We start from the raw sequence: 23,651 nt of genomic DNA on the forward strand, positions 1-23,651 counted from the left end.
GCCTCAGCCCACCACTTCCTCCGTCACCACCTCGAAGCGCTCCAGCGTGTGCTCGCCGAACACCATGGTGATCGGCACATCCGCCGCGTCGCGGCCGTGCGCGATCATGATGCGGCCGATGCGCGGCTGGTTGTGGCGGGCATCGAAGGCCCACCAGCGGTCGCCGAGGTAGACCTCGAACCAGGCGCTGAAGTCCATCGGGTAAGGGACCGGCGGTATGCCGATGTCGCCCAGGTAGCCGGTGACGTAGCGTGCCGGCACGTTCATGCAGCGGCACAGCGTGATGGCAAGGTGGGTGAAGTCGCGGCACACGCCCGCGCGCTCGCGCCAGGCCTCCAGCGCGGTGCGCGTGGGGCGCGCGCGCTGGTAGTCGAAGACCAGGTGCTGGTGCACGTAGTCGCAGATCGCCTGCACCAGCGGCCAGCCCTTGGGCACGTTGCCGAAGCTGCGCCACGCGAAGCCCAGCAGCTCGCCATCCACTTCGCAATAGCGGCTGGGCAGCAGGAAGCGCAGGGTCTCCACAGGCAGCTGGTCCGGCGTGTGCTCGACGGCGCCGAAGTCGATCGGGTCGGGCCAGCCGGAGTCGAAGACCTGCGCCTCGTTGCGCAAGCGCACCCGCTCGACCCCCGCGGGCACGCGCACGCGTGCGCATTCGTTGTCGAAGGCATCGCGGTAGAAGTCGGTCGCGAGCGGCGGACTGATGGTGATGTTCTCGTCGCCCAGCACGTCGCCGGCGCGCGAAGGGTGCACCTGCAGCATGTAGATCAGGGCGGTCGGCGAGCTCAGGGTGAGTTCGATGTCGAAGCCGATTCGGATGAGCATGAGCGATGCGAGATGGGAGAAGGTGAGGGTGTGCCAGGACGAAGAAAGATCCTAAGCGGCCGTGCTCCCTTTGTGCGTGGGCCGTCGCGCGAAGGTGCGTAGGCCGCCTTTCAAATCCGTCAGTGCGGTCCTACCGCGGCCCGCTGGGACCTCCCACAGACGCCGGTGCGGGGCCACTACGGTGCGGCAGCGGCGACCCGCCTAAGCTCCTACCTCGCATGCGGCCGCCTTGCCGGCCGCGCCCGCCACGCATCCGGACCCGAGAGTTTGCCCACCACCATGACACGGAGAGAACCATGGAGCTTTCCACGCTGCTCAGCGTCCTCGATGCACCCTGGATCGACGATCTCATCATCTGGACCGTGGCAGGCGTGGCCGGCATCGTCGGCCTGGCGGTCGTGGTCAACGCCCTGGACGTCTTCTTCGATGCCGGCTGATGCCGCGGCGCTCCGGGACCACCGAAAGAACTCCCGATGACGCCAACGAACAAGAGCGCGGGCAGCCGCCGCCCCAAGCCGACCGACGGCAGCAACGAGAAGCAGGACCAGCTGGCCGCGTCGACCGCCGAGAACGCGCCGCGGATCACGACCAACCAGGGCGTCCAGATCCCGGACAATCACAATTCGCTGCGCGCCGGCGTGCGCGGCCCCTCGCTGCTCGAAGACTTCATCCTGCGCGAAAAGATCACGCACTTCGACCACGAGCGCATCCCCGAGCGCGTGGTGCATGCGCGAGGGGAGGCGGCCCACGGCTACTTCGAGGTCTACAAGTCGATGTCGCAGTTCACCTCGGCCGATTTCCTGCAGGACCCTTCCGTCAAGACGCCGGTCTTCGTGCGCTTCTCGACCGTGGCCGGCTCGCGCGGCTCGGCCGACACGGTGCGCGACGTGCGCGGCTTCGCCGTCAAGTTCTACACGCGCGAGGGCAACTACGACCTGGTGGGCAACAACATCCCGGTGTTCTTCATCCAGGACGCGATCAAGTTCCCCGACCTGATCCACGCCGTGAAGCCCGAGCCGCACCACGAGATGCCGCAGGCCGCCAGCGCGCACGACACCTTCTGGGATTTCGCCTCGCTCATGCCCGAGACCACCCACATGCTGATGTGGATCATGTCGGACCGCGCCATCCCGCGCAGCCTGCGCATGATGGAGGGCTTCGGAGTGCACAGCTTCCGCTTCGTCAATGCGCGCGGCGAGAGCCACTTCGTCAAGTTCCACTGGAAGCCCAAGCTCGGCATCCATGGCCTCGCCTGGGACGAAGCGCAGAAGATCGCCGGCAAGGACCCGGACTTCCACCGACGCGACCTGTGGGAGGCGATCGCGCGCGGCGACTTCCCGGAATGGGAGCTGGGCGTGCAGATGATCCCGCAGGACAAGGAGCATTCGCTGCCCTTCGACCTGCTGGACCCGACCAAGCTGATCCCCGAGGAGATGGTGCCGGTCCAGCGCATCGGTCGGCTGGTGCTCAACCGCAACCCCGACAACTTCTTCGCCGAGACCGAGCAGGTCGCCTTCCATCCGGGCCACCTGGTGCCCGGCATCGATTTCACCAACGACCCGCTGCTGCAAGGGCGGCTGTTCTCGTACACCGACACGCAGCTCTCGCGGCTGGGCGGGCCCAATTTCCATGAGCTGCCGATCAACAGGAGCGTCTGTCCCTTCCACAACTTCCAGCGCGACGGCATGCACCGCCAGACCATCACGCGCGGCCATGTGGCCTACGAGCCGCACTCGCTGAACGACGGCAGGGAGTTCCGCATCGACGGCGGCAGCGCCGGCTTCCAGTCTTTCCCCGAAGAGATCGCGACGCCCAAGCTGCGCCGCCGCAGCCCGAGCTTCGACGACCACTTCACGCAGGCGCGCCTGTTCTTCAACAGCCAGAGCGCGGCCGAGAAGGAGCACATCATCGCGGCCTTCCGCTTCGAGCTCTCGAAGGTGGCGGGGGCGATCATCCGCCAGCGCATGGTCGACAACCTCGCGCTGGTCGACGAGAAGCTGGCGCGCCGCGTGGCCGAGCCGCTGGGCATCGGCGCGCCCGATCCGAAGGCCGCCGCCGGCCGCGCGGGCTATCGCGAGCACCGGATGAAGCTGCCCCTCGAGGAATCGGCGGCGCTACGCATGGCCGACACCGGCGACGGCTCGATCAAGACCCGCCAGGTCGCGATCCTGGCCACGGACGGCATCGACTCGGCGTCGCTCAAGCCCATCCGCGAGGCGCTCGAGCAGGCCGGCGCGCAGTGCAAGGTGGTGGCGCCGCGGCTGGGCACCGTCACCAGCGCGTCCCGGCGGCAGCTCGAGGTGGACGCCACTTTCCAGAACATGCCCTCGGTGATGTTCGACGCCGTGCTGGTGCCGGCCGGCGCACAGGGCTGCGAGGCGCTGGCGCGCAACGGCGACGCGGTGCACTTCGTGCTGGAGGCCTACAAGCACTGCAAGGCGATCTGCACCGTGGGCGAGGGCGTGCAGCTGCTGGCAACCCTGGGCATCGGCGCCGGCGCCAGGTCGTACCCGGCCGGGATGGTCGTGGCCACCACGCCGACCACCAACCTCGGCGACAACACGGCCGCCCTGAAGATCGCGCACGAGTTCATCGCGGCCATCGCGAAGCACCGCCACTGGGACCGGGCGAACCTCGACGGCGTTCCCGCCTAGACTTGCGCGCCGGCCCGCGGCACGCCCGTCGGGCGCCGGGGCGGCCTGGCCGCTGGTCCAGGCAACAATTGTTACCGGAGTTGTTACTTTCGACCGACGCGGTTACAAACCTGGGTTTGCCAGTGTTCATACCGCTTGAGGTTGCTCGTGCTTCCCAATGATTCGATCTACCGCTTCGACAACATCGAACTGCGCCCTTCCACCCGTCAACTGCTGGTAGAAGGCCAGCCGGCCCCCCTGGGCGCCCGGGCGTTCGATGTGCTTTCGGCCCTGATTGCCCACCGCGAGCGGATGTTGACCAAGAACGAGCTGCTCGAAATGGTGTGGCCGGACGTGGTGGTGGAGGAAAACAACCTCCAGGTGCACGTGAGCGCCCTTCGCAAGCTGCTGGGGCCCAAGGCCATCGTCACGATTCCAGGCCGAGGGTATCGCTTCGCTGCCGCGCTGGATGCCCTGCCCGCATCCGTCCCTCCCGCTGCCGTGCGCGCCGGTGCGCCTGCACTGAACACCCGGGGCGCTCCGATGGCTTCAGCCGCCCGGTCCCTGCGCTCGGACACCGGCAACCTGCCTGCGCTGCTGCCTCCTTTGCTGGGCCGGGATACGGAGCTGGCAATGCTGCACGCGCAGGTGCAGGCGCATCGGCTGCTCAGCCTGCTGGGCCCGGGCGGCATCGGCAAGACCAGCCTGGCGCGCGCCGTGGCCCGCCAGGTGGCGCATCGCTTCCGGGACGGCGCCTGGATGGTGGAGCTGGCCTCCGTCTCCGACCCGGCCGCGCTGCCCGGCGCGGTGGCGCTGTCCCTGGGCATCCACCTGCCCGGCCGGTCGGACCCGGCCTTCGAGCTGGCCGAGCGCCTGCGCGGCCACGAACTGCTCGTGCTGGACAACTGCGAGCACCTGATCGAAGCCGTGGCCGCGCTCGTGGGCCAGCTGCTCGAAGCCGTGCCCCTGCTGCATGTCCTGGTCACGAGCCAGGAGCCCCTGAAACTGGCCACCGAGCGGCCAGTGCGGCTCGGTGCATTGGCCGTGCCGGACCATGCCGTCCTGGCCGATGCGGCGACGCACGGCGCGGTGGCCCTGTTCGTCGCCCGGGTCGGCGCCACGCAGCCGGGTTTCCGACTCGACGAAGGCAACCTGGATGCGGTGGTCGACATCTGCCGCGAGCTCGACGGCCTGCCGCTGGCGCTGGAGCTCGCCGCCGCGCGCGTGCCGCTCCTGGGCGTGCAGGGCGTGCGGCAGCACCTGGCCCAGCGCCTGCATGTGCTGAAGAACGGCGTGCGCGATGCGCCCACGCGCCATCGCACCTTGCGTACCACGCTCGATTGGAGTCATGCCCTGCTGAGCCCGGACGAGCAGAAGGTGTTCCGCCGGCTCGGCGTGTTCGTCGGCGGCTTCGGCCTCGAACTGGCGCAGCAGGTCGCGTGCGACGAGCACATCGACGTCTGGGCGGTGCTGGACCATCTCGGCAATCTGGTCGACAAGTCGATCGTCGTGGTCGATGCCGGGCCGGTGCCGCGCTACCGCCTGCTGGAGACCGCCCGCGCCTACGCGCGCGAGCAGCTGGAGGCGGCCGGCGAATGGGACACCCTGCGGCAATGGCATGCGCGCTGCATGCACGCGGCGCTCGACCGCCGCGTCTACGCGGGCCGTCAGGGCGCCGAAACGGTGGACCAGTGGGTGCTGGCCTGCACCCCGGAGATCGACAACCTGCGCAGCGCGATCGAATGGGCCTGCGGGCCGGGCGGCGATGCCGCCGTGGCGCTCGACCTGGTGAACGTGGCCGCCGTGCTGATGTACCAGGCCGGCCGCTATCCCGAGTGCCTGCGCTGGATGCTGATGGCCGAGCCCCTGATCGACGAGTCCACGCCGGCGCAGGTGGTGGCCGAGTTCAGCCTGGGCCTGGCGCTGGTCGGGCTGCATGGCGGCGTCGGCGTCCAGCGGCGCGTGGAGCTGCTCGACCGGGCCTGTGACATTTTCGAGCGGCAGCCGCCGGACGGCCTGCTCGCCCTCAGCCTGTGTTCGAGCGCCTACGTGGCCGCCGTGAGCGGCGACTTCGACAAGGCCGAGCGCAGGCTGGCGCAATGCCGCAAGCTGGTCGAGCAGCCCGGCCTGCGCGCCTTCAAGGGCACCTTGCTGTACTGCACGGGCATGGTGCGGCGCTACCAGGACCAGCCGGTCCAGGCGCTGGCCGCCTTCACCCAGGCGCTGCCGCATGTGCGCTCGGAAGGCAACGCGCGAACGCTGTTCCACGTGCTCAACAACCTGGCCGCCATGCACCAGGAACTGGGGCACGTGGACGAGGCGGTCGCCCAGTTCCGCGGGCTCATCGACCATCTGCAGCGCTCGCCGCTGGCCGACGCGCAGATGATGGCCTTCGCGCTGAACTGGTATGCGCATGCGCTGACCGGCCAAGGTGCGCTCGACGAGGCCCAGGCCCAGGTGCTGCGCAGCCTGCCGCATTGCCGCCGATCGGTGGGGCTGCGTCACTTCACCGGCATGCTGGCACTGCTGGCCGCGCGCCGGGGCCGGCTGCGCGAGGCCGCGCTCCTGGTCGGCTGCGACGATGCCGCGCGCCAGCGTCGCGGCGAGCGGCGCTCGCCCAGCGACGAGCGCACGCTGGCCGCCGCCCTGGCACTCATCGGCGCCGGCCATCCGGCCGCGGACGTCGAGGCCTGGCGCCTGGAAGGGGCGGGGCTCGACGAGGACGCCACAGTGGCGCTGGTGTCCGGGCAACTCAGCGATCCCCACGCTCGAGCTGCGTGATCAGGTAGGGAAAGACGTCCCGCGCCGCATCGCGCCCGATGAACAGGTCCATGTGGGCATAGCCGTCGAAGATGTGGCGGGTGTAGAGCGCCGGGTCGTTGTGGGCCGCCAGCCAGCGCTGCGTGCGGATGCAGGTTTCCGGGAAGAAGAGCTCGTTGCCGGCCCCGGCCACGAAGCTGATCGGCAGCGCCAGCCGCGCCGCCTTCTCCGGCACCACGTAGACGTCGCGCCCCTCGCTGTCCACTGCCTTGGCCTGCTGCATCATCAGGCTCAGCTGCTCGAAGGGGCGCAGCGATACGCAGCCGAACATTTCCGCCAGCGCGATGTGGGTGGCGTTGTTCAACTGCGCATGCGTGTACGAAGGGCCGAAGATGGAGAACACGCGGCGGCACAGCGGGTTCTTGCATTCCTCGCCGGCGGGAACGGGCACCTTCCAGGCCAGCGTGTCGATCTCGCGGTCCAGGTCGGTGGTGCCGGGCACGCTGTCGAAGCGGTCCTCCAGCGGCGCATAGCTTTCCAGCATCCGGGCCAGCCCGAGGTCGGCCTTGGCATGGTTGAGCCAGTTGGTCACCGGATGCAGCGTCAGTTGCGAGCTGACGATCGAGCGCACGCCGGTCATGCCGTCGAGCAGGGCCATCAGCAGGCTCATCGAGCCGACGCAGTGCGCGATCGCCTGCAAGTCCCGCGCGCCCGTCGCCGCCAGGATGAAGCGCACCGCGGCCGGCCAGTCGATGCGCGCGATGTCGTCGATGGTGAAGGGGGCGATCGGGCTGCCCGAATCGGGGCTGGCCCGGTAGTCGAACAGCCACACGTCGTAGCCCTTCGCACAGAGCGCTTCCACCAGGTTCTGCTCCACGGTGTCGGTGGCGAAGGACGAGGCCCGCACCGAGAAGCCCGGTGCCAGCACCACCGGCCCGCGCGCGCCCCCCGCATAGCGGGTGAGCTTGATCTTGAAGCCGTCGCCGACATCCACGCTGTGCGGCACCGGCGCCGGCGCGTGCAGCGCGCGCCGCTGCAGTTGCGGCAGGTCGAGTGCCGGGAAATTGTTCAGGTCCGACAGCAAGCCGCCGTACGCGCGAAACAGCGTCGTGCCGAAGAAGCCGCCGAACTTGGCCAGGTAGACGGCGTTGATGGCGTCGCGCGCGGCCGGCACGTGCTGCTCGAGCTCGCCCAGCAGATTCGTCGGCGGCTCGAGGCGGATGGAGAACGCCTGCCGCAGCAGGTCTTCGAGATCGAGCGTCAGGATGCCCTGCGCGACCAGCGGGCTGTCGGCCTGCTCCACGTCGTGCACCCGCACGAACAGCGTGGTGGTATCGGTCCAGGGTGAGGACCCGGGCCGCTGGTGCAGCACCTTGTGGCCCTTGAAGCGAAGCCGCGCGTCGCCGCGCTGCAGCATCATCTCGTAGGTCATCGTCCAGGTCTCCACGCGCTGCGCGTCGGCGGGCAGGAGGTGGAACACGCCGCTCGCGACAGGCATGGGCGCGTGCCACAGCGCCGGGCAGGTGACGGTGCCGGAGATGGTGGCGGCGTGCGTGGGGTCCGAGACCATTCCGTAGAGGTCGTCGGTATGGATGGTCAGCTCGAAGTGCATCGGCTGGTTGCGCACGCGGCCCCAGGCGCTGGCGACTTCGTAGTCGTCGGCGATGCGCCGCGCCGTGTCGCGGCGCGCGACCACTGCCTCGGTGCTGATCCAGCCTTGCATGGTTTCGGTGAACTGGAAGCTCGGGCTCAGCAGCGCCGGGTCCTTCTCGATGAGCAGCTTGATCGCGTGCTTCGCCAGCTCGACGGCGCCCGTTTCGAGATGGCCGGCCGCGCTCTGCAGCAGCGCTTCGGCGTTGTGGGCGATCGTCGAGATCTCTTGCTGCAGCCGCTCCAGCAGGCCCGAAGACTTTGCGGCAGGCGGCGCGGCCGCGCTGCTGTGCGCCGGCAAGGCCTGGCGCGGTGCCAGGCCGAGCTCGATCGCCCAGCCGCGCGCGTCGCACAGCTTCTGGCAGGCGCGCTCGGCCAGCGCGGTGATGGTCAGCAGCGGATTCACGCCCGCCGCGCCCGGCAGCGCCGCGCCGTCGCAGACGTACAAGCCCTCGTGCACCGCCTCGCCCTCGTTGCCCGAGAACACCTGGCCCTGGTGGTTGACCACGCCCTCGCCGGCGCTGTCGCCCATGCCGCAGCCGCCGAGCGGATGCACCGTGATCAGCTTGCGCCCGAGCGATTCGCTCGACAGCGGATTCGGGATGAACTGGCCCCGCACCGCATCGTTGGCAGCCCGCAGCCACGCCTCGTCCTTGACGATGGTGGGGCTCTCGCCGGCCTTCGGCCAGTCGATGCGCAGCCGGTCGTCCTCGAGGTGCAGGCGGCCGGCCGCGTCGTCCACGCTCATCACCAGGTAGGTCTGCGTGCGGGCCACCGCGCCGGTGTAAGCCAGCCGCGTCATGCTGCCGGGGTCGTTCTGCACCGCCTCGCCGAGGGCCTGGGCGTCGAGCAGGCGCGGCTTGGCCTGCGAGGCGCCGTAGGCGAACTCGCCACCCAGCATCGCGTCGGCGAAGAACAGCGCCGGCGTCAGCATCGGGGCCAGCGCGCCGGGAATCACGCCTTCCTCGATCACCAGGGCGTCGCCCACCTCGGGCGTCTGGCGCATGTCGATCACGCCGGTGATGCACGGGCCGGGCAGGTCGGCGGGCGCGACTTCGTTGCACCCCAGGCCCACGCCGTTGATGTTGCGCTGGACCGCCTCGCCCTTCGCATCGGCATCGGACTGCCAGTAGCTGTTGTAGCCCAGGGCGAGCACGTCGCCGTTGCCGGAGAAGCGCTGGCCGAGCCGGTCCGACAGCGGCAGGCCGTTCGCCTTGGAGCGCAGCAGGATCTCGGTCGAGCCCAGCGCGCCGGCGCCGAGCATCACCACGTCGGCGGTGACGCTGCGCCGGCCCGCACCGGCCGGCCCGGCCGCGCCGCGCAAGGCGACCGCGTCGAAGACCACCCGCCAGCGCGCGCCGTCGCGCTCGACGTGGCTCACCCGCGCGCCGGTGAAGATCTGCGCGCCGTGGCCGTGCGCGTCTGGCAGGTAGTTCATGCGCGTGGTGTTCTTCGCACCCACGTTGCAGCCGCTGGTGCAATCGCCGCACAGGTTGCAGCGCGGCTGCGCCACGCCGAAGGGGTTCACCTGGTCGACGAAGTTGACCGCGATCGGCGGGCGCTTGAACGGCTTCTTCATCGTCGCGGCCGATTTCTGCAGCGCCAGCAGCTTGTTCAGCGGCGGGAAGTCTTTCGAATCCGCCGGGTAGGGCGAGGGGTCGAGCATTTCCCGTGCGCGTGCGATATAGGGGTCGAGCAGCTTCGGGTCGCGGCGGAACTCGGCCGGCCAGGGCGTCGCATCGAACAGGCGCGGATCGATCTCCAGCGCGACGTTGGCATTGATCAGCGAGGTGCCGCCCAGGCCGCAGCCCACCATCGCCAGCATGTCGTCGTTCAGGTGCAGGTTGTAGAGGCCGTCGGCGGCGCCGAGCTTGCCGCGCGCGCCGTCGATCTGCATGTCCGCCTGCGCCGTGGGGAGGTCGTTCGGAAACTGGCCGGGCAGGATCTCGCGGCCGCGCTCCAGCACGCAGACCGTCTGGCCGGCGCGCGCCAGGCGCGAAGCGGCCACGCCGGCGCCGTAGCCCGAACCCACCACGACCACCGTGTAGTGGGGCGCGATGTCGTCGAGCGAGAGGGAAATGGGCTGGATCGTCATGCGCTCGCCTTTGCCTTGGCCCCGGCCCGGGCCTGCATCCCGGCCCGCGCGCTTGCGATCACCCCGACCGAGGCGTTGAAGAACTCGTCGAGCAGCAGCGTGGCGCGGCTCTGGGTGGCCTGCTGCGCATTGCGCGAGAAGGTCTCCCAGGCCGGCGCGCTGCGCTCGACGCCAGCGGTCAGCGCCTCCAGCATCGGGTTGTCCCGGTCGCGGAAGCCGCCGACGCCGCGTGCGTGCACGGGGGGGATGCGCCCGTTCACCGGATCGTTGAACAGCCGCAGCGACGCCACGTTCAGCGCCTCGTCGATGAACATGGCCGAGGCGCCCTGCGTGCTGGTCATGGTGGGCTGGTCCATCACCCAGCCACCGGTGTTGAAGATGCCGACCGGCCGATCGAACCCCGCCACCGGCAGCTCGTCCTCGAAAGGCTTGTGGCTGTGGCCGAAGACGAAGCTGAAATCCAGCGCCGCGGGCGTGAGCCCGGCGTGCTCCAGCTGCAGCTTGACCGGCCCCGACAGGTACCAGCGCAGGTCCGCCACGTCGTCCGCGCTCATCACTTCGGCATAGCCGTCGCGCTGCGACTCGGCGCCCCGGCCCAGCGTCGCGTCGAGCGCGCCGAGCACGAGCTGGCTGACCGTGACGCCGTGGAACACGTCCGTGCTCCCGCTCATGCCGAAGTTCTGGTCGAGCTTGGCCACCAGCAGGGCGGCCAGCCGCTGCGAGAAATCGTGCGACGCGGCGGCATCGCGCATCACCTCGTAGAGCTTGCCGGCGCCGGCGCCGGTCAGGCCGGAGCTGCCGAGGTCGGACCACATGAAATCGACCCAGGCGCCGTTCTGGCCCTCCAGGTCCGAGACCGTCACGGAGGCGGGATTGCGTCCCGCGCTGCGACCCGGGGCCTGCGCATTCAGCATCGTCATCACCCGGTACATCGGGTCGATGTAGTGCCCGTGGTGCAGGACCACGCAGCGGCGGCGCGACGCATCGAGCAGGCCGAGGTTCGGGTAGGCGATGTCCACCCGCGCGTCGGCCAGCCCCGGGCAGCGTGACGCGAGCCGGGTCAGCATCGCCGAGCCGATGCGCGAGGCCTCGGCCTCCTCGCCGGCGGGCTCGAACAGCGCGGTGTGCTTGATCAGGTCGTCCTGGACGCGGCCCTGCTCCAGCGCGTCCTGGTACTGCTGGTCCTGCGCGATGCGCCAGAGATGGTGGTCGTGGTTGCCGGGCACGTACAGCACGCGCGGGGCGAACACCGGGCGGCCGCCCTCCTGCATCACGGTCTGGACGAAGCACCGGAAGGCCGCCGCCACGTCGCCCATCGGGGACAGGCCCAGGTCGAGCACGTCGCCCAGCAGCACCAGCGTGGGCGGCGGCCCGTCCATGGCGGACAGCAGCTGGCGCAAGGCGATTCCGAAGGCCACTTGGGTTTCGCTGGGGCGGGTGGGGTCGGGCCGGCCCTGCGCGTCGGCGTAGGTCAGGGTGCTGTAGGCCGCGCCGAGGTGAAGGTCGGACAGGCAGACGTAGCGTGGTGCTTTCAGGGCCATGGTTCGTGGGCGGATCGGTCGGACCCGGCCGGGCCCATGCCGGAACTGTCGCCGAAGGCGGCCCCCGAATCATGAATGCGGCCCTTAAACGTTCTGAAATTCGAGGGGCGGGCAACCGCCTGAAGCCGGCTTCAGGACGCTTCAGTACCACTTAAGGACTGGAAGGCCGGCGGCACGAGAAGCTTGCGGCTCTTTTCACAAGCCAACGGAATTGCGCCATGAACGTGAACACCTGCCCTGCCGCAGCCATCGCCGCAACGCGACGCGCCGTGGGACTGCCGCGGCACGTGCGGCTGCGCAACGGCGCGCCGGCCCAGCTCCGCGCCGTGCGCTCCGACGATGCGAAGCGCTTCGGCGCCTTCTTCGCCAGGCTGTCGGCGGCATCGCGTGGCGAGCGCTTCGGCCGCGGCCTGGAGGCAGCCTGCTCGCCGGCCATGCTGGTGGACCTGGTCAACGTGGATGGCGTTCGCCATGTCGCTTTCGTCGCCACGCTCCGGCTGGACCACGACGAGGAGCTGATCGGGGAGGCGCGCTACGACGTCGCCGCGGACGGCGACAGCGCGGAGCTGGCGCTCGTGGTGGCCGACAGCTGGCAGGGGCAGGGGCTGGCGGACCAGCTGCTCGATCTCCTGCTCGAGGCAGCGCGCCATGCCGGCCTGCGCCGGCTGGTTTGCGAGGTGCCCGCGTCCAACCGCCGGGCGATCCGCTTCATGCAGCGCATGGGCTTCGTCGCGGGTGCCCCGGGTGCCGATCGGCTGGTGCTGCGCATGGAGCGCAGCGTGGCCTCTCGGGTGCCTCCGGCGCCCGCGCCGCGGGCCGTGGATATGCTGCGGCGATGGCTGAACAACCAGTTCTTCCAGTTCGGCTTCTGAGCAGCGCCGCGGGGGATAAGATGCCGCGCTTCTGGCACGCCGGCGCACGAAGGGACCGACATGGCGATCACCACCGATGAACCGCGTGCGGGCGCACCCCTGCGGCGCATCCGCGAGCTGCCGGGGCCGCGCGGCGTGCCCCTGCTGGGCAATGCCCTCCAGATCGAGCGCGAACGCCTGCACCAGAAGGTCGAGCAGTGGGCGCGCGAATACGGCGAGACCTATCGCTTCCGCATCGCCTCGCGCGAGTTCGTCGTCATCTCCAATCCGGCAACAGTCGCCGCGGTGCTGCGCGACCGCCCGGACGGATTCCGGCGCAGCGCGAAGCTCAATGCGGCCGCTCGCTCGCTGGGCTTCAACGGCCTGTTCACCGTCAATGGCGACGAATGGAGGCGGCACCGGCCCATGGTGCTGCGCGGCCTGGACCCGACCCACATCAAGGCTTTCCATCCCACGCTGGTGAAGGTCACGCAGCGTTTCGAGGGCCGCTGGCGCCGGGCCGCGCAGGCAGGGCAGGCGATCGACCTTCAGGCGGACCTCATGCGGTTCACCGTCGACGTCACCGCCGGCCTGGCCTTCGGCACCGACATCAACACCCTGGAGTCGGACGAAGAGGTGATCCAGCAGCACCTGGACACGCTGCTGCCCGCCCTGGCCAAGCGCGTGCTGTCGCCGCTGCCGCGCTGGCTGACGCGGCGCGACCGGGCGGTGGAAGCGGACCTGGCGGCAGTGCACGGCGCGGTGAACGGCTTCATCGCTGCCGCGCGGCAACGGCTCGCCGACGAGCCTGAACTGCGCGAGCACCCCCGCAACCTCATCGAAGCCATGGTCGCCGAGCGCGACCGTCCCGGCTCCGACCTGAGCGACGAGGACGTTTCCGGGAACATGCTGACGATGCTGCTGGCCGGCGAGGACACGACGGCCAACACGCTGGCCTGGATGATCTGGCTCCTGCATCGCCACCCCGAGGCCGCACAACGGGCCGCCGAGGAAGTCCGCCGCGTGCTCGGCACGCAATCCCATCCGACCCATGAGCAGCTGAGCCGACTCGATTTCGTGGAAGCCTGCGCCCACGAGACGATGCGGCTGAAGCCGGTCGCGCCGCTGCTCATCCAGGAGGCGGTGCGCGACACCGTGGTCGACGGCGTGGCCGTGCCTGCCGGCACGCCGGTGATGTGCCTGATGCGTCCCGCGGCCGTGAGTGCCGCGCACTTCGCCGATCCGCAGGCCTTCCGGCCGGAACGCTGGCTCGACGGGGAGGGGCCGGGCCGCGCCGCGGGCTCGTCCAAGCGCGTCGCCATGCCCTTCGGCGCCGGGCCGCGCACCTGTCCCGGCCGCTACCTCGCGCTGTCGGAGATGAAGATGGTGGCGGCGATGCTGCTCGGCGCCTTCGAGATCGCCGAGGTATCGAGCGGCGAAGGCCCGGAGGTGCAGGAGCGGCTGGCGTTCACGATGTCGCCGGTGGGGCTGAAGTTGCGGCTGCGCGAGCGGGGCTAGCAACCGGGGTTGAGACCTGCCCACCCGGGCAGGTGCGCTTGCTCTTGCGCCTTCGGACAATGCGGCCATCTGAAGCAGATGCTCGACGCCGCTTCCCCATCCATCGAACCGCCGGACGGCGCCCCGCTCGGGCCCGCGCAGGAGGCGCTGATCGACGCCTATTCCCGTGCCGTCGCCGAAGTGGCCGACCGCGTCGGCCCGGCGGTGGTGCGGGTACAGAATTCGGCGCCCGGCCGCCGCGGTGGACTCGGCTCCGGCGTGGTCATTGCCGGCGACGGCCTGGTGCTGACCAACAGCCACGTGGTGGCCGGCGCGCGGCGCGCACGGATCGGCCTGGCGGACGGCGGCGAACGCGACGCCGAAGTGCTCGGCGACGATCCCGCCACCGACCTCGCCTTGCTGCGTGCCGAACTGCCGCGCGGCGCGAGCGTCGCGACGCTCGGCGACTCCAAGCTGCTCAGGCGCGGTCACCTGGTGGTCGGCATCGGCAACCCTCTGGGCTTCGAGTCGACCATTACCGCCGGCATCGTCTCCGCGCTCGGCCGCTCCCTGCGCTCGCAGAGCGGGCACCTGATCGACGACGTGATCCAGACCGACGCGGCCCTCAACCCGGGCAACTCCGGCGGCGCGCTGGTGGCCGCCTCCGGGCAGGTGGTGGGCATCAACACGGCCATGATCGCAGGCGCCCAGGGCCTGGCCTTCGCGGTCTCCAGCAACACGGCGCGCTTCGTGATCGGCGAGTTCATCGCCCACGGGCGCGTGCGGCGCGCCCACCTGGGCATCGCGGCGCAGACGGTTCCGCTGTCGCGGCGCGTGGCCCTGGCCGTGCAGGCGGGGCCGAATGCGGTTCGCATCGGCGAGGTGCTGGCCGGCGGCGCAGCAGAGCAGGCCGGGCTGCGCGTGGGCGACATCCTGCTCGCGCTGGACGGAGTGGTGGTGGGCGGGGCCGACGACCTGCTGCGCCTGCTCGACGCCGCGCGCATCGGGCGTGCGGTGCAGGTGTCGCTGCTGCGCGAAGGGCGGCAGCTCACGCGAACCGTGACGCCGCAGGAGCGCATGCAGCCGGTGCGTGCGGGTTGAGGCGCAAGCGCGTCGCGCAATGGTGACGCATTGCACGAATGGCACCAGGCTCGCCGGCCGGTGGACCGTTGGGCCGATAGGCAAGCGCGTGCGCCGGGCCTAGCATGGCATCGCATCTTCTCGAGGAGTTCGACGCCATGAACACCAAGCACGCCAGCCTGCAGCCGCAAGACCCGGTCGCCGCCAGGCTCGGGACCTACATCACGCGCGCCGGGATCGGCCTGGCCGCCATCCTCTTCGCGCTGTCGTACCTGCGCGGCTGACGCGGCCCGGCGGGTCTACGCGCCGTCCGGCGCCACCGGGTGCGCCGCCATCTGCTCGAGCGCCTTGACCAGGGCCGAGTGATCCAGCTGGTCCCAGCCGTGCGCGGCGCAGGACTGCATCAGTTGCGCGGCCGAGGCCGTCTGCGGCAACGACACCCCCATCGAACGGGCGCCGGACAGCGCCAGGCTCAGGTCCTTCTGGTGCAGCGCGATGCGGAAGCCCGGGTCGAAGGTGCGCTTGATCATGCGCTCCCCGTGCACTTCCAGGATGCGGCTGGCCGCGAAGCCGCCCATCAGCGCCTGCCGCACCTTGGCCGGATCGGCGCCCGCCTTGCTCGCGAACACCAGCGCCTCGCCGACTGCCGCGATGTTGAGCGCCACGATGATCTGGTTGGCCACCTTGGTGGTCTGGCCGTCGCCATTGCCGCCGACGAGCGTGATGTTCTTGCCCATCTTCTCGAACAGCGGCTTCGCGCGCTCGAAGGCGGCCTCGGGTCCGCCGACCATGATGGTGAGGCTGGCGGCCTTGGCGCCCACCTCGCCGCCGGAGACCGGCGCGTCCAGGTAGTCGCAGCCGAGCGCGTTGATCTTCGCGGCAAAGCGCTTGGTGTCGATGGGCGAGATCGAGCTCATGTCGATCACGAGCTTGCCCTTCGACAGGCCGGCGGCCACGCCCTCTTCGCCGAACAGCACCTGCTCCACGTCGGGCGTGTCCGGCAGCATGAGGATGACGACCTCGGCCGCGCGCGCGACCTCGGCATTGGTCTTGCAGACGGTGGCGCCCTTCAGCGCATCCGGTACCTTGCTGCGCGTGCGCACGATCATCTCGTGGCCGGCCTGCATCAGGTTCTGCGCCATCGGCGCGCCCATGATGCCCAGGCCGATGAATCCGATCTTCATGTCGATGTCCTTTCAGTAGGTGGAGGAGGAGGGCGTGGCCGCGGGCGCGGTGCGCATCGCGGCGAGCGTCTGTTGTGCGCCTGCGGCCATGAGCCGCGCGTCCGAGCTCACGGTGACGAACTGGAAGCCCTTGGCGATGCGCGCGAGCGCCACGTCGGGCCTTCCGTTGTGGATGCCGGCGACCAGCCCGTGCGCCTTGGCACGCGCAAGGATGTGGTCGATGGCCTGCTCGACCGGCGGGTCCACATCGTCGAAAGCCGGCCGGCAGCCGAGCGCGAGCGACAGGTCCGAGGGACCGATGTAAACCGCATCGAGGCCCTCGACCGACAGGATGGCATCCAGGTTGTCGAGCGCCTGCGCGGTCTCGATCATCGCGAAGCTGACGATGGTGTCGTTGGCGTGCTGCGGGTAGTCGGCCCCTCCGTAAAGCAGCGCGCGCACCGGGCCGAAGCTGCGCGTGCCGCGCGGCGCGTAGTGCGTCCATGCCACCAGGCGCTGGGCGTCCTCGCGCGTGTTGACCATCGGGCAGATCACCCCGTAGGCGCCTGCGTCCAGCGCCTTCATCAAGGCGCCCGGCTCCAGCCACGGCACGCGCACCACGGGCACGGTGTCGGTGGTGGAGATGGCCTGCAGCATGCCGACCATGGCCTGGTAGTCGACCACGCCGTGCTGGAGGTCGATGGTCAGCGAATCCCAGCCCTGGTGGGCCATGGTCTCGGCCGAGAAGCCGTTGGGGATGGCGAGCCAGCCGTTGACGGCGGCGCCCCCGGACTTCCACAGCGTGCGCAGGCGGTTCTCTCTCATCGGGCTTCCTTCAAGGAGGTGGGTCAACGGACGAAGGCGGGACGCTTCGGATCGAAGGTCCAGCCGGGGATCAGGTATTGCATCGCCGTGGCATCGTCGCGCGCGCCCAGGCCATGCTGCTTGTAGAGCTGGTGCGCCTTCTCGACCTCGGCCATGTCCAGCTCGACGCCCAGGCCGGGCTTCTTCGGCACCTGCACCAGGCCCCCTTCGATCTTGAGCGGCTCCGTGGTGAGGCGCTGGCCGTCCTGCCAGATCCAGTGCGTGTCGATGGCGGTCACGCGCCCCGGCGCCGCGGCACCCACGTGCGTGAACATGGCCAGCGAAATGTCGAAGTGGTTGTTGGAATGCGAGCCCCAGGTCAGCCCCCAGTCCCGGCAGGTCTGGGCCACGCGCACCGAGCCGGCCATGGTCCAGAAATGCGGGTCCGCCAGGGGAATGTCGATCGACTGAAGCGACAGCGCGTGGCTGAGCTGGCGCCAGTCGGTGGCGATCATGTTGGTCGCGGTCGGCAGGCCCGTCGCGCGGCGGAACTCGGCCATCACCTCGCGGCCCGAGAAGCCGTCTTCGGCGCCGCAGGGGTCTTCGGCATAGGCAACCACGCCGCGCATGTCGCGCATCAGCCGGATCGCGTCCTTCAGCAGCCAGCCGCCGTTCGGGTCCAGCGTGACGCGGGCCTGCGGAAAGCGCGCGTGCAGCGCGCTCACGGCCTCGATCTCTTCCTCGCCGCGCAGCACGCCGCCCTTGAGCTTGAAATCGTTGAAGCCGTAGCGCGCCCGCGCGGCCTCGGCCAGTCGCACGATGGCCTCGGGCGTCATCGCCTTCTCGTGGCGCAGGCGCGACCAGTCGTCGGCGGCATCGGCCTCGCGCGCGTAGGGCAGGTCGGTCTTGTCGCGGTCGCCGACGTAGAAGAGGTAGCCCAGCATCTCCACCGCGTCGCGCTGCTGGCCTTCGCCGAGCAGCGCGGCCACCGGCACGTCCAGGTGCTGGCCCAGCAGGTCGAGCAAGGCGGACTCGATGGCCGTCGCCGCGTGGATGGTGGTGCGCAGGTCGAAGGTCTGCAGGCCTCGCCCGCCGCTGTCGCGGTCGGCGAACTTCTTCTGCACCTGCTGCAGCACCCGCTGGTGCGCGCCGATGGGCTGGCCGACGACCAGCGCCCGCGCGTCTTCCAGCGTCTGGCGGATCTTCTCGCCCCCGGGCACCTCGCCGACGCCGGTGCGGCCGGCGCTGTCGGTCAGCACCAGCAGGTTGCGGGTGAAGAAAGGACCGTGGGCGCCGCTCAGGTTGAGCAGCATGCTGTCGCGGCCGGCAACCGGGATCGCGCGCAGTTCGGTGATGACGGGGGTGGCGTTACTGGACATGGGGGCCTCAATCGATCGTGATCTTGCCGGTCTCGATCACTTTCTTCCAGCGATCGAACTCCTGTTTCTGAAAAGTAGCGAACTGGGCCGGCGTGTTGCCGACGACCTCGAGCCCAATCGCGGTGAACTGCTGCTTGACCGCCGGCTCGTTGAGCGCCGCCACCATCGCCTCGCTCGCCTTGGCGCGCACGGCGGGCGGCAGGCCCTTCGGCGCGACGATGGCCTGCCACGAGTAGACCTCGACGTTCTTCACGCCGGCCTCGGCCATGGTAGGCACCTCCGGCAGCACGGGCGAGCGCTTTTCGCCGGTCACCGCCAGCGCCTTGAGCTTGCCGCTCTTGATGTGCGGGAACACCGCGTTGACGTTCTGGAAGGAGGCGTCGACCTGAGCGCCGAGCAGGTCGGTGATGGCCGGCGCCCCGCCCTTGTAGGGCACGTGCAGGCCGGTGGTGCCCGTCTGCTGCCAGAACAGCTCGGCCGTGAGGTGGTCGCTGGAGCCGTTGCCCGAAGAGGCGAAGGTCATCTTGCCCGTGTTCTTTTTCTCGTAGGCGATCACGTCGGCCACGGTCTTGTGCGGCGAGCCGGCCGGCACCACCAGCACGTTGGGCGCCTGCACCGCCACGGTGATGAGGTCGAAGTCCTTCAGCGGGTCGTATTGCAGGCCCTTGATCAGGTGCGGTGCGATCACCAGCGGGCCGAGCGAGGTGACGAGAAAGGTGGAGCCGTCGGCGGGCGCGCGCTTGACGAAGGTCGCACCGATCGTGCCGGTGGCGCCGGCCTTGTTGTCCACCAGGAAAGGCTGGCCGAGCTTTTCGGTGAGCTTGGGCGTGATCGCGCGCGCCACCATGTCGGTGGAGCCGCCGGCCGGGAAGGGGACGACCAGCGTCACCGGTTTCTGGGGCCATTCCTGGGCGTGGGCGAGGCAGGCGGCCATTCCGATGGCCAGTGCGCCGAGCAGTTTCTTCATAGGGCGTGTCTCCGGGAAAAACGTGGGAAGGAGGATTGCCGCCTGAGGTGGTCGGCAAATGGTAGCGCTACCAAATAGCAAGCCATATGGTAGCGCTACCGTTCGTCGCGTCAAGTGCCGACGGCTCAGGGTTTTTCCGTATCAGGCGCTGGCCCGCTCGACGATGGAGAAGCCGATGTCGACCACCCGCTCGGTCACCTCGCGGCCCTCCGCCCGCTCCACGATGAAGCGTGCCGCCTGCCGCCCGATCGCCGCGCTGTCGATGCGCACGGTACTCAGCGCCGGGTGCAGGTCGGCTGCGAACTCCAGGTCGCCGAAGCCCACCACCGCCAGCTGCTGCGGCACCGCGATCCCGCGCGCCTGGGCCTCGGTCATGACGCCCAGCGCCAGCAGGTCGGAACTGCAGAAGACCGCCTCGATCCCCGGCGTGGTCGCCAGCAGCTCGGCGAGGGCGGCGCGTCCGCTCTTCAGCGTCGTCGGCGCGGGAACATAGATCAAAGGCACCTCGGGCAGGCCGGCAGCGCGCGCCGCATCGCGGAAGGCCTGGTGACGCCGCCGCGAGCGTTCGTCGTCCCCGGCTACCACCGCCAGTTGGCGATGCCCCTTTGCGCGCAGGAAATCGACCACCGCGCGTCCCACTTCGGCGTGCGAAAAGCCCACCAGCATGTCCAGCGGCGTCGGCGTGAGGTCCCAGGTCTCGACCACCGGGATGCCGGCCGCCAGCAGGCGCCGCCGGCCTTCGACCGAATGCAGGATGCCGGTCAGCACGATGCCGTCGGGCCGGCGGCCGATGATGGCTTCCAGCAGCGCGTCCTCGCGCGATTCGGTGTAGCCGCTCTGGCCCAGCATCAGCTGGTAGCCATGCTCGGCTAGCGCCTCGGTGAGCGATTGGATGGTCTGCAGGAACACCGGCCCCGCGATCGTCGGCACCACCGCGGCCACCAGCCGGCTGCGCGTGGACGCCAGGCCGCCGGCCAGGCCGTTGCGCACGTAGCCTGTGCGGGCGACGGCGTCCGTCACCTTCCTGAGCACCTCGGGAGAGACCTGTGCCGGCGTGTTGAGCGCCCGCGACGCCGTGATGGGCGCGACGCCGGCCAGCTTGGCCACGTCGTGCAGGGTGACGGCGCCGCTGCCGCGGCGGTTGCGGCGGGCGGGAGAAGCCTCGGTGTTCATGGTGTGATTCTAGGGGTGATAGCGCTACCGTCCGGAGCTTCGGCACCGCGGCCGCGAGCGCTGCTGCGCGGCGCTGGGAACTCCTTTCGGCTAGTGCTTCTGGTGAATGCTTCCGTATGCATCGCGCAGTAGAGTCAACGCTCACATAGGGGATCGGCCATGGCCATGCAGATCTGTATCACGCGGCGCGGAGCTTGGAAACGAGGCGGGCGGGCGGTCGGCGCGGCCTGAATGCGATGGACAGCCTCGATGCACTCGCTCTGCCCGTCGCGCCTGCGCCCGCGACCCTGAGCCAGCACGGGCCGACGCAGTTGCCCGACGGGGCCGACTTCGAACGCGAGGGCGCCCGCGTCCTGCCCGAAGGGCTGCGCCTGCAGGACTACGAGATCGTCGGGACCATCGGCGAAGGCGGTCTCGGCGTCGTCTACCTGGCCTGGGACCACGCGCAGGAGCGCCATGTCGCGATCAAGGAATACCTGCCGGCCGTGCTGGCCGGGCGCGCCAGCACCTCCACCGCGGTGGCCGTCACGTCGCCGCGCCACCAGGACAGCTTCCGCATCGGGCTTCGCGCCTTCGTCCACGAGGCGCGCATCCTGGCGCGCTTCGACCATCCCGCGCTGGTTCGCGTGCTGCACCACTGGGAAGAGAACGGCACGGCCTACATGGCGATGCCCTATTACCAGGGCCCGACGCTGGCGCGCGCGCTGGCCGAGCTGGGGCGCCCGCCCGAGGAGGGCGAGTTGCGCGGCTGGCTGCGGCCGCTGCTCGATGCGCTCGGCACGATGCACACGCTGAGCTGCTTCCACCGCGACGTCTCGCCGGACAACATCCTGCTCACCGAGACGGGCCCGGTGCTGCTGGACTTCGGCGCCGCGCGGCGCGTGATCGACAGCGCCGGGCAGTCCTCGGCCGTCGTCTCCAAGCCGGGCTACACGCCCATCGAGCAGTACGGCGAACTCGCCTCGATGCGCCAGGGACCCTGGACCGATCTGTATGCCCTGGCGGCGGTGGTGTACGGCGCGATCACCGGCCAGCCGCCGATCTCGTCGATCGAACGCATGCCGGACGACCCTCTGCAGCCGCTCTGCAGACTCGCGCATGGCCGCTACGGCGAGCGCTTCCTGGCCGTGATCGATGCGGCGCTCGCCGTGCTCCCGCAGGACCGCCCGCAGAGCGCCGCCGAGTTCGCGGGACGGATGGGCGAAGACGCCGTCCCATGCGGATCAGCGAGCGACACCGTGCCCAGCGCGTCCCGTGGGCCCACCACCCGGCCTCCGGCCGTGGAGGCCGCCCAGGCAGTTGCGCTGCACGCCGCGGTCCGGGGCTTCGGGCCCGCGGTTTCCGCGCCGACGCGTCGCAGCGAGCTTGTCGCGGCCATGGCGCTACGCCCACGCTCGCAACGGGCGCCGGCGCCTGCGCGCCGCAGCCGCTTCGGGTTCCCGGTGCTGGCGGGGACGGCGGCGCTGCTCGTCGGCGTGGCGATGGCCGCGCATCACCGGATTGGCGATCCGACCCGAACGCAGGCGCCGCTGCTGGCCGCCTTGCCTGCCACGACGGCTGACCTTGCGACGCCCACGCCGGCCTCGACCGAATCGTGGCCGCTGCGCGCCGTCGCCGTGCCGCCGGCGCCGCTCGACGCGCCGGAGTCTGCCCCCGTCGCCGAAGCCCCGTTGCCGCCGCCGCACCCCGCGTCCCAGCCCTCTGCCGCTTCAGCTGCCGCTGCCGCACCCGCACTCGCAGCCGCAGCCGCACCGGCGCGCGCCTATCCCTCGTTCGCGACGGTGTCTCGCCCGCCCGTCCAGCCGGTGCGCCCAGTCCGGCGCGAATCGCGCGCGCGGGCGGTCGAGCCGCCAGCCACCGTGATGGCCGAGGCCGCGCCTGCACGTACCGGCCGCTGCAGCGAGCTGCTGCTGCGGGCGTCGCTCGAACCCCTGGGCGCCGGCGAGGCGGCCGTTCTGAAGAAGGGATGCGAATGATGATCTCGATCCTCGCCTGCGGTCGGCGGCCCCTGCCGCTGTTCGGTGCCCTGCTGTTCGTGGCCACCCTGGCCGGCTGCGCGACGCCCGCGGCGCCACCGCCTTCCAAGGGCGAGCTGCCCTTCGAGCAGGCCGTTGCCGAGGTCACCGACGCGCTCGTCCTGCAGATACCGAAGCCGTCGGCGCTGATCGCGCGGATGAGCGCCAGGCGCGGCGTGGTGCTGGACCCGATGATCGACGCCGGCAGTGCCCAGCAGACGGTGGCCACGCAGCTGCTGCAGGAGCGCGTCAGCGAGCGCATCGGCGCCAGGCACGACTCGATCGAGATCCTGCCTTTCCAGAGCGCGAACCTGGCCAGGGCCCGCTACCTGCTCACCGGCACCATGACCCGGCTGTCGGTCGAGCAGGCGCGCAGCCCGCTGCGCATCGACCTGGCGCTGACCGAACTCGCCAGCGGCATGGTGGTGGCCCAGTCTTCGGGGGTGGCGCGCGACGACGGCCTGGACCACACGCCGCTGCCCTACTACCAGGACGCGCCGGTGCCCATCAAGGACCCGATCATCGAAAGCTACGTGCGCACCACCGCCACCCCGGCGGGCCAGCGTGCCGACCCGTACTACCTGGAGCGCATCGCCATCGCGCCGGTGATCAAGGACGCCACCACGCATTACAACGCCGAGCGCTACCAGGACGCGCTGACGCAGTACAACAGCGCCGCCGGCGGCACGGCCAGCGACGCCCAGCTGCGCGTGCTCAACGGCATCTATCTCAGCTCGGCCAAGCTGGGCCGCACGGCGGAAGCCGAACAGGCCTTCGGCAAGATCGTGGCCTACGGTATCGCCCACCAGCAATTGGGCGTGAAGTTCCTGTTCAATCCGGGCGGCACCGTGTTCTGGGCAGACGCCAAGGTCAGCGGCCCCTACCCCATGTGGCTGCGCGAGATCGCCAAGGCCAGCGCAGGTGCCAATGTGTGCATGGACATCGTCGGCCACACCAGCCGCACCGGCTCGGTGGCCTTCAATGACGCGTTGTCGATGCAGCGGGCGCGCTTCATCCGCCAGCGGCTGATCGGCGAGGCCGGCGTGCTGGGCGATCGCACCAGGACCGACGGCAAGGGCTTTCGCGAGAACATCATCGGCAGCGGCACCGACGACGCGGTCGATGCGCTGGATCGCCGGGTCGAGTTCAGGATCGTGGGTTGCGGCTGAGCGCCGCCGTCTTTTCGAGGGCCGGCCCGGTCCGGTTGCGCTGGGGGTGTGC

17 protein-coding genes are annotated in these 23,651 nt (G+C 70.3%); 9 read left to right on the forward strand and 8 right to left on the reverse strand.

The window, feature by feature from the left end:
* Positions 1 to 3: 3 nt before the first annotated feature.
* Entirely contained in the window at positions 4 to 822 is an 819-nt protein-coding gene (locus J2739_RS03645) for a transglutaminase-like domain-containing protein (protein ID WP_309898608.1), read from the reverse strand.
* A gap of 296 nt (positions 823 to 1,118) precedes the next feature.
* Between J2739_RS03645 and J2739_RS03650 the strand changes: the two genes are divergently transcribed.
* From J2739_RS03650 to J2739_RS03660, 3 genes are all read left to right on the forward strand, one after another.
* Positions 1,119 to 1,259 carry a hypothetical protein gene (locus J2739_RS03650; protein ID WP_309898610.1) on the forward strand — a complete coding sequence of 47 codons (141 nt, stop codon included), beginning with the start codon at positions 1,119 to 1,121 and terminating at the stop codon, positions 1,257 to 1,259.
* 36 nt (positions 1,260 to 1,295) lie between these two features.
* Positions 1,296 to 3,476 carry a catalase HPII gene (katE, locus tag J2739_RS03655; RefSeq protein WP_309898612.1) on the forward strand — a complete coding sequence of 727 codons (2,181 nt, stop codon included), beginning with the start codon at positions 1,296 to 1,298 and terminating at the stop codon, positions 3,474 to 3,476.
* A 147-nt stretch (positions 3,477 to 3,623) separates the two neighbouring features.
* Complete coding sequence (locus J2739_RS03660) at positions 3,624 to 6,236, forward strand: ATP-binding protein (RefSeq protein ID WP_309898614.1); 2,613 nt, start codon at positions 3,624 to 3,626, stop codon at positions 6,234 to 6,236.
* Here J2739_RS03660 and J2739_RS03665 read toward each other — a convergent pair.
* Positions 6,208 to 9,960: an alpha/beta fold hydrolase gene (locus tag J2739_RS03665; protein WP_309898615.1), complete on the reverse strand. Its 3,753-nt coding sequence runs from the start codon at positions 9,958 to 9,960 to the stop codon at positions 6,208 to 6,210. The genes J2739_RS03660 and J2739_RS03665 overlap by 29 nt on opposite strands.
* Positions 9,957 to 11,501: a hypothetical protein gene (locus tag J2739_RS03670; RefSeq protein WP_309898617.1), complete on the reverse strand. Its 1,545-nt coding sequence runs from the start codon at positions 11,499 to 11,501 to the stop codon at positions 9,957 to 9,959. Before J2739_RS03670 ends, J2739_RS03665 begins: the two co-directional genes overlap by 4 nt.
* A gap of 218 nt (positions 11,502 to 11,719) precedes the next feature.
* Here J2739_RS03670 and J2739_RS03675 point away from each other — a divergent pair, with 218 nt between their 5' ends.
* The 4 genes from J2739_RS03675 (at position 11,720) to J2739_RS03690 (ending at position 15,213) form a co-directional block, all read left to right on the forward strand.
* Positions 11,720 to 12,373, forward strand: coding sequence for a GNAT family N-acetyltransferase (locus tag J2739_RS03675; RefSeq protein WP_309898619.1), 654 nt, complete (start codon positions 11,720 to 11,722; stop codon positions 12,371 to 12,373).
* A 60-nt stretch (positions 12,374 to 12,433) separates the two neighbouring features.
* Entirely contained in the window at positions 12,434 to 13,870 is a 1,437-nt protein-coding gene (locus J2739_RS03680; protein WP_309898621.1) for a cytochrome P450, read from the forward strand.
* Between the two features lie 78 nt (positions 13,871 to 13,948).
* Positions 13,949 to 14,950, forward strand: coding sequence for a S1C family serine protease (locus J2739_RS03685; RefSeq protein WP_309898623.1), 1,002 nt, complete (start codon positions 13,949 to 13,951; stop codon positions 14,948 to 14,950).
* Positions 14,951 to 15,087: 137 nt separating this feature from the next.
* Positions 15,088 to 15,213, forward strand: coding sequence for a hypothetical protein (locus tag J2739_RS03690; protein WP_309898626.1), 126 nt, complete (start codon positions 15,088 to 15,090; stop codon positions 15,211 to 15,213).
* A 15-nt stretch (positions 15,214 to 15,228) separates the two neighbouring features.
* Here the strand turns inward: J2739_RS03690 and J2739_RS03695 are convergent, their stop codons facing one another.
* The 5 genes from J2739_RS03695 to J2739_RS03715 all read right to left on the reverse strand — a co-directional run bounded on the left by J2739_RS03695 (position 15,229) and on the right by J2739_RS03715 (position 20,415).
* Positions 15,229 to 16,113, reverse strand: coding sequence for a 2-hydroxy-3-oxopropionate reductase (locus J2739_RS03695; protein ID WP_309898628.1), 885 nt, complete (start codon positions 16,111 to 16,113; stop codon positions 15,229 to 15,231).
* Between the two features lie 12 nt (positions 16,114 to 16,125).
* Positions 16,126 to 16,917: an HpcH/HpaI aldolase family protein gene (locus J2739_RS03700; protein WP_309898630.1), complete on the reverse strand. Its 792-nt coding sequence runs from the start codon at positions 16,915 to 16,917 to the stop codon at positions 16,126 to 16,128.
* Positions 16,918 to 16,940: 23 nt separating this feature from the next.
* On the reverse strand, positions 16,941 to 18,275 hold the full coding sequence (gene gudD, locus J2739_RS03705; RefSeq protein WP_309898632.1) for a glucarate dehydratase: 1,335 nt from the start codon (positions 18,273 to 18,275) through the stop codon (positions 16,941 to 16,943).
* A gap of 7 nt (positions 18,276 to 18,282) precedes the next feature.
* Positions 18,283 to 19,242, reverse strand: a complete 960-nt coding sequence (locus J2739_RS03710; RefSeq protein WP_309898634.1) for a Bug family tripartite tricarboxylate transporter substrate binding protein — start codon at positions 19,240 to 19,242, stop codon at positions 18,283 to 18,285.
* Between the two features lie 141 nt (positions 19,243 to 19,383).
* Entirely contained in the window at positions 19,384 to 20,415 is a 1,032-nt protein-coding gene (locus J2739_RS03715) for a LacI family DNA-binding transcriptional regulator (RefSeq protein WP_309898636.1), read from the reverse strand.
* A 236-nt stretch (positions 20,416 to 20,651) separates the two neighbouring features.
* On the opposite strand from J2739_RS03715, the gene J2739_RS03720 reads away from it, so the two are divergent.
* Together J2739_RS03720 and J2739_RS03725 are read left to right on the forward strand one after the other, a co-directional pair.
* Positions 20,652 to 22,391, forward strand: a complete 1,740-nt coding sequence (locus J2739_RS03720) for a serine/threonine protein kinase (protein ID WP_309898638.1) — start codon at positions 20,652 to 20,654, stop codon at positions 22,389 to 22,391.
* Positions 22,388 to 23,599, forward strand: coding sequence for an OmpA family protein (locus tag J2739_RS03725; RefSeq protein ID WP_309898641.1), 1,212 nt, complete (start codon positions 22,388 to 22,390; stop codon positions 23,597 to 23,599). Before J2739_RS03720 ends, J2739_RS03725 begins: the two co-directional genes overlap by 4 nt.
* Positions 23,600 to 23,651: the final 52 nt, after the last annotated feature.

It is taken from the genome of Variovorax soli (assembly GCF_031454625.1).
Lineage (GTDB): Bacteria > Pseudomonadota > Gammaproteobacteria > Burkholderiales > Burkholderiaceae_C > Variovorax > Variovorax soli_A.

Bases quoted from the DNA above. Each gene is read 5' to 3' on its own strand.
- J2739_RS03725 (WP_309898641.1), top strand. From the start codon at position 22,388: ATGATGATCTCGATCCTCGCCTGCGGTCGGCGGCCCCTGCCGCTGTTC.
- J2739_RS03665 (WP_309898615.1), bottom strand. From the start codon at position 9,960: ATGACGATCCAGCCCATTTCCCTCTCGCTCGACGACATCGCGCCCCAC.
- J2739_RS03670 (WP_309898617.1), bottom strand. From the start codon at position 11,501: ATGGCCCTGAAAGCACCACGCTACGTCTGCCTGTCCGACCTTCACCTC.
- gudD (WP_309898632.1), bottom strand. From the start codon at position 18,275: ATGTCCAGTAACGCCACCCCCGTCATCACCGAACTGCGCGCGATCCCG.
- J2739_RS03680 (WP_309898621.1), top strand. From the start codon at position 12,434: ATGGCGATCACCACCGATGAACCGCGTGCGGGCGCACCCCTGCGGCGC.
- J2739_RS03645 (WP_309898608.1), bottom strand. From the start codon at position 822: ATGCTCATCCGAATCGGCTTCGACATCGAACTCACCCTGAGCTCGCCG.
- J2739_RS03720 (WP_309898638.1), top strand. From the start codon at position 20,652: ATGGACAGCCTCGATGCACTCGCTCTGCCCGTCGCGCCTGCGCCCGCG.
- J2739_RS03685 (WP_309898623.1), top strand. From the start codon at position 13,949: ATGCTCGACGCCGCTTCCCCATCCATCGAACCGCCGGACGGCGCCCCG.
- J2739_RS03710 (WP_309898634.1), bottom strand. From the start codon at position 19,242: ATGAAGAAACTGCTCGGCGCACTGGCCATCGGAATGGCCGCCTGCCTC.
- J2739_RS03675 (WP_309898619.1), top strand. From the start codon at position 11,720: ATGAACGTGAACACCTGCCCTGCCGCAGCCATCGCCGCAACGCGACGC.
- J2739_RS03715 (WP_309898636.1), bottom strand. From the start codon at position 20,415: ATGAACACCGAGGCTTCTCCCGCCCGCCGCAACCGCCGCGGCAGCGGC.
- katE (WP_309898612.1), top strand. From the start codon at position 1,296: ATGACGCCAACGAACAAGAGCGCGGGCAGCCGCCGCCCCAAGCCGACC.
- J2739_RS03650 (WP_309898610.1), top strand. From the start codon at position 1,119: ATGGAGCTTTCCACGCTGCTCAGCGTCCTCGATGCACCCTGGATCGAC.
- J2739_RS03690 (WP_309898626.1), top strand. From the start codon at position 15,088: ATGAACACCAAGCACGCCAGCCTGCAGCCGCAAGACCCGGTCGCCGCC.
- J2739_RS03695 (WP_309898628.1), bottom strand. From the start codon at position 16,113: ATGAAGATCGGATTCATCGGCCTGGGCATCATGGGCGCGCCGATGGCG.
- J2739_RS03700 (WP_309898630.1), bottom strand. From the start codon at position 16,917: ATGAGAGAGAACCGCCTGCGCACGCTGTGGAAGTCCGGGGGCGCCGCC.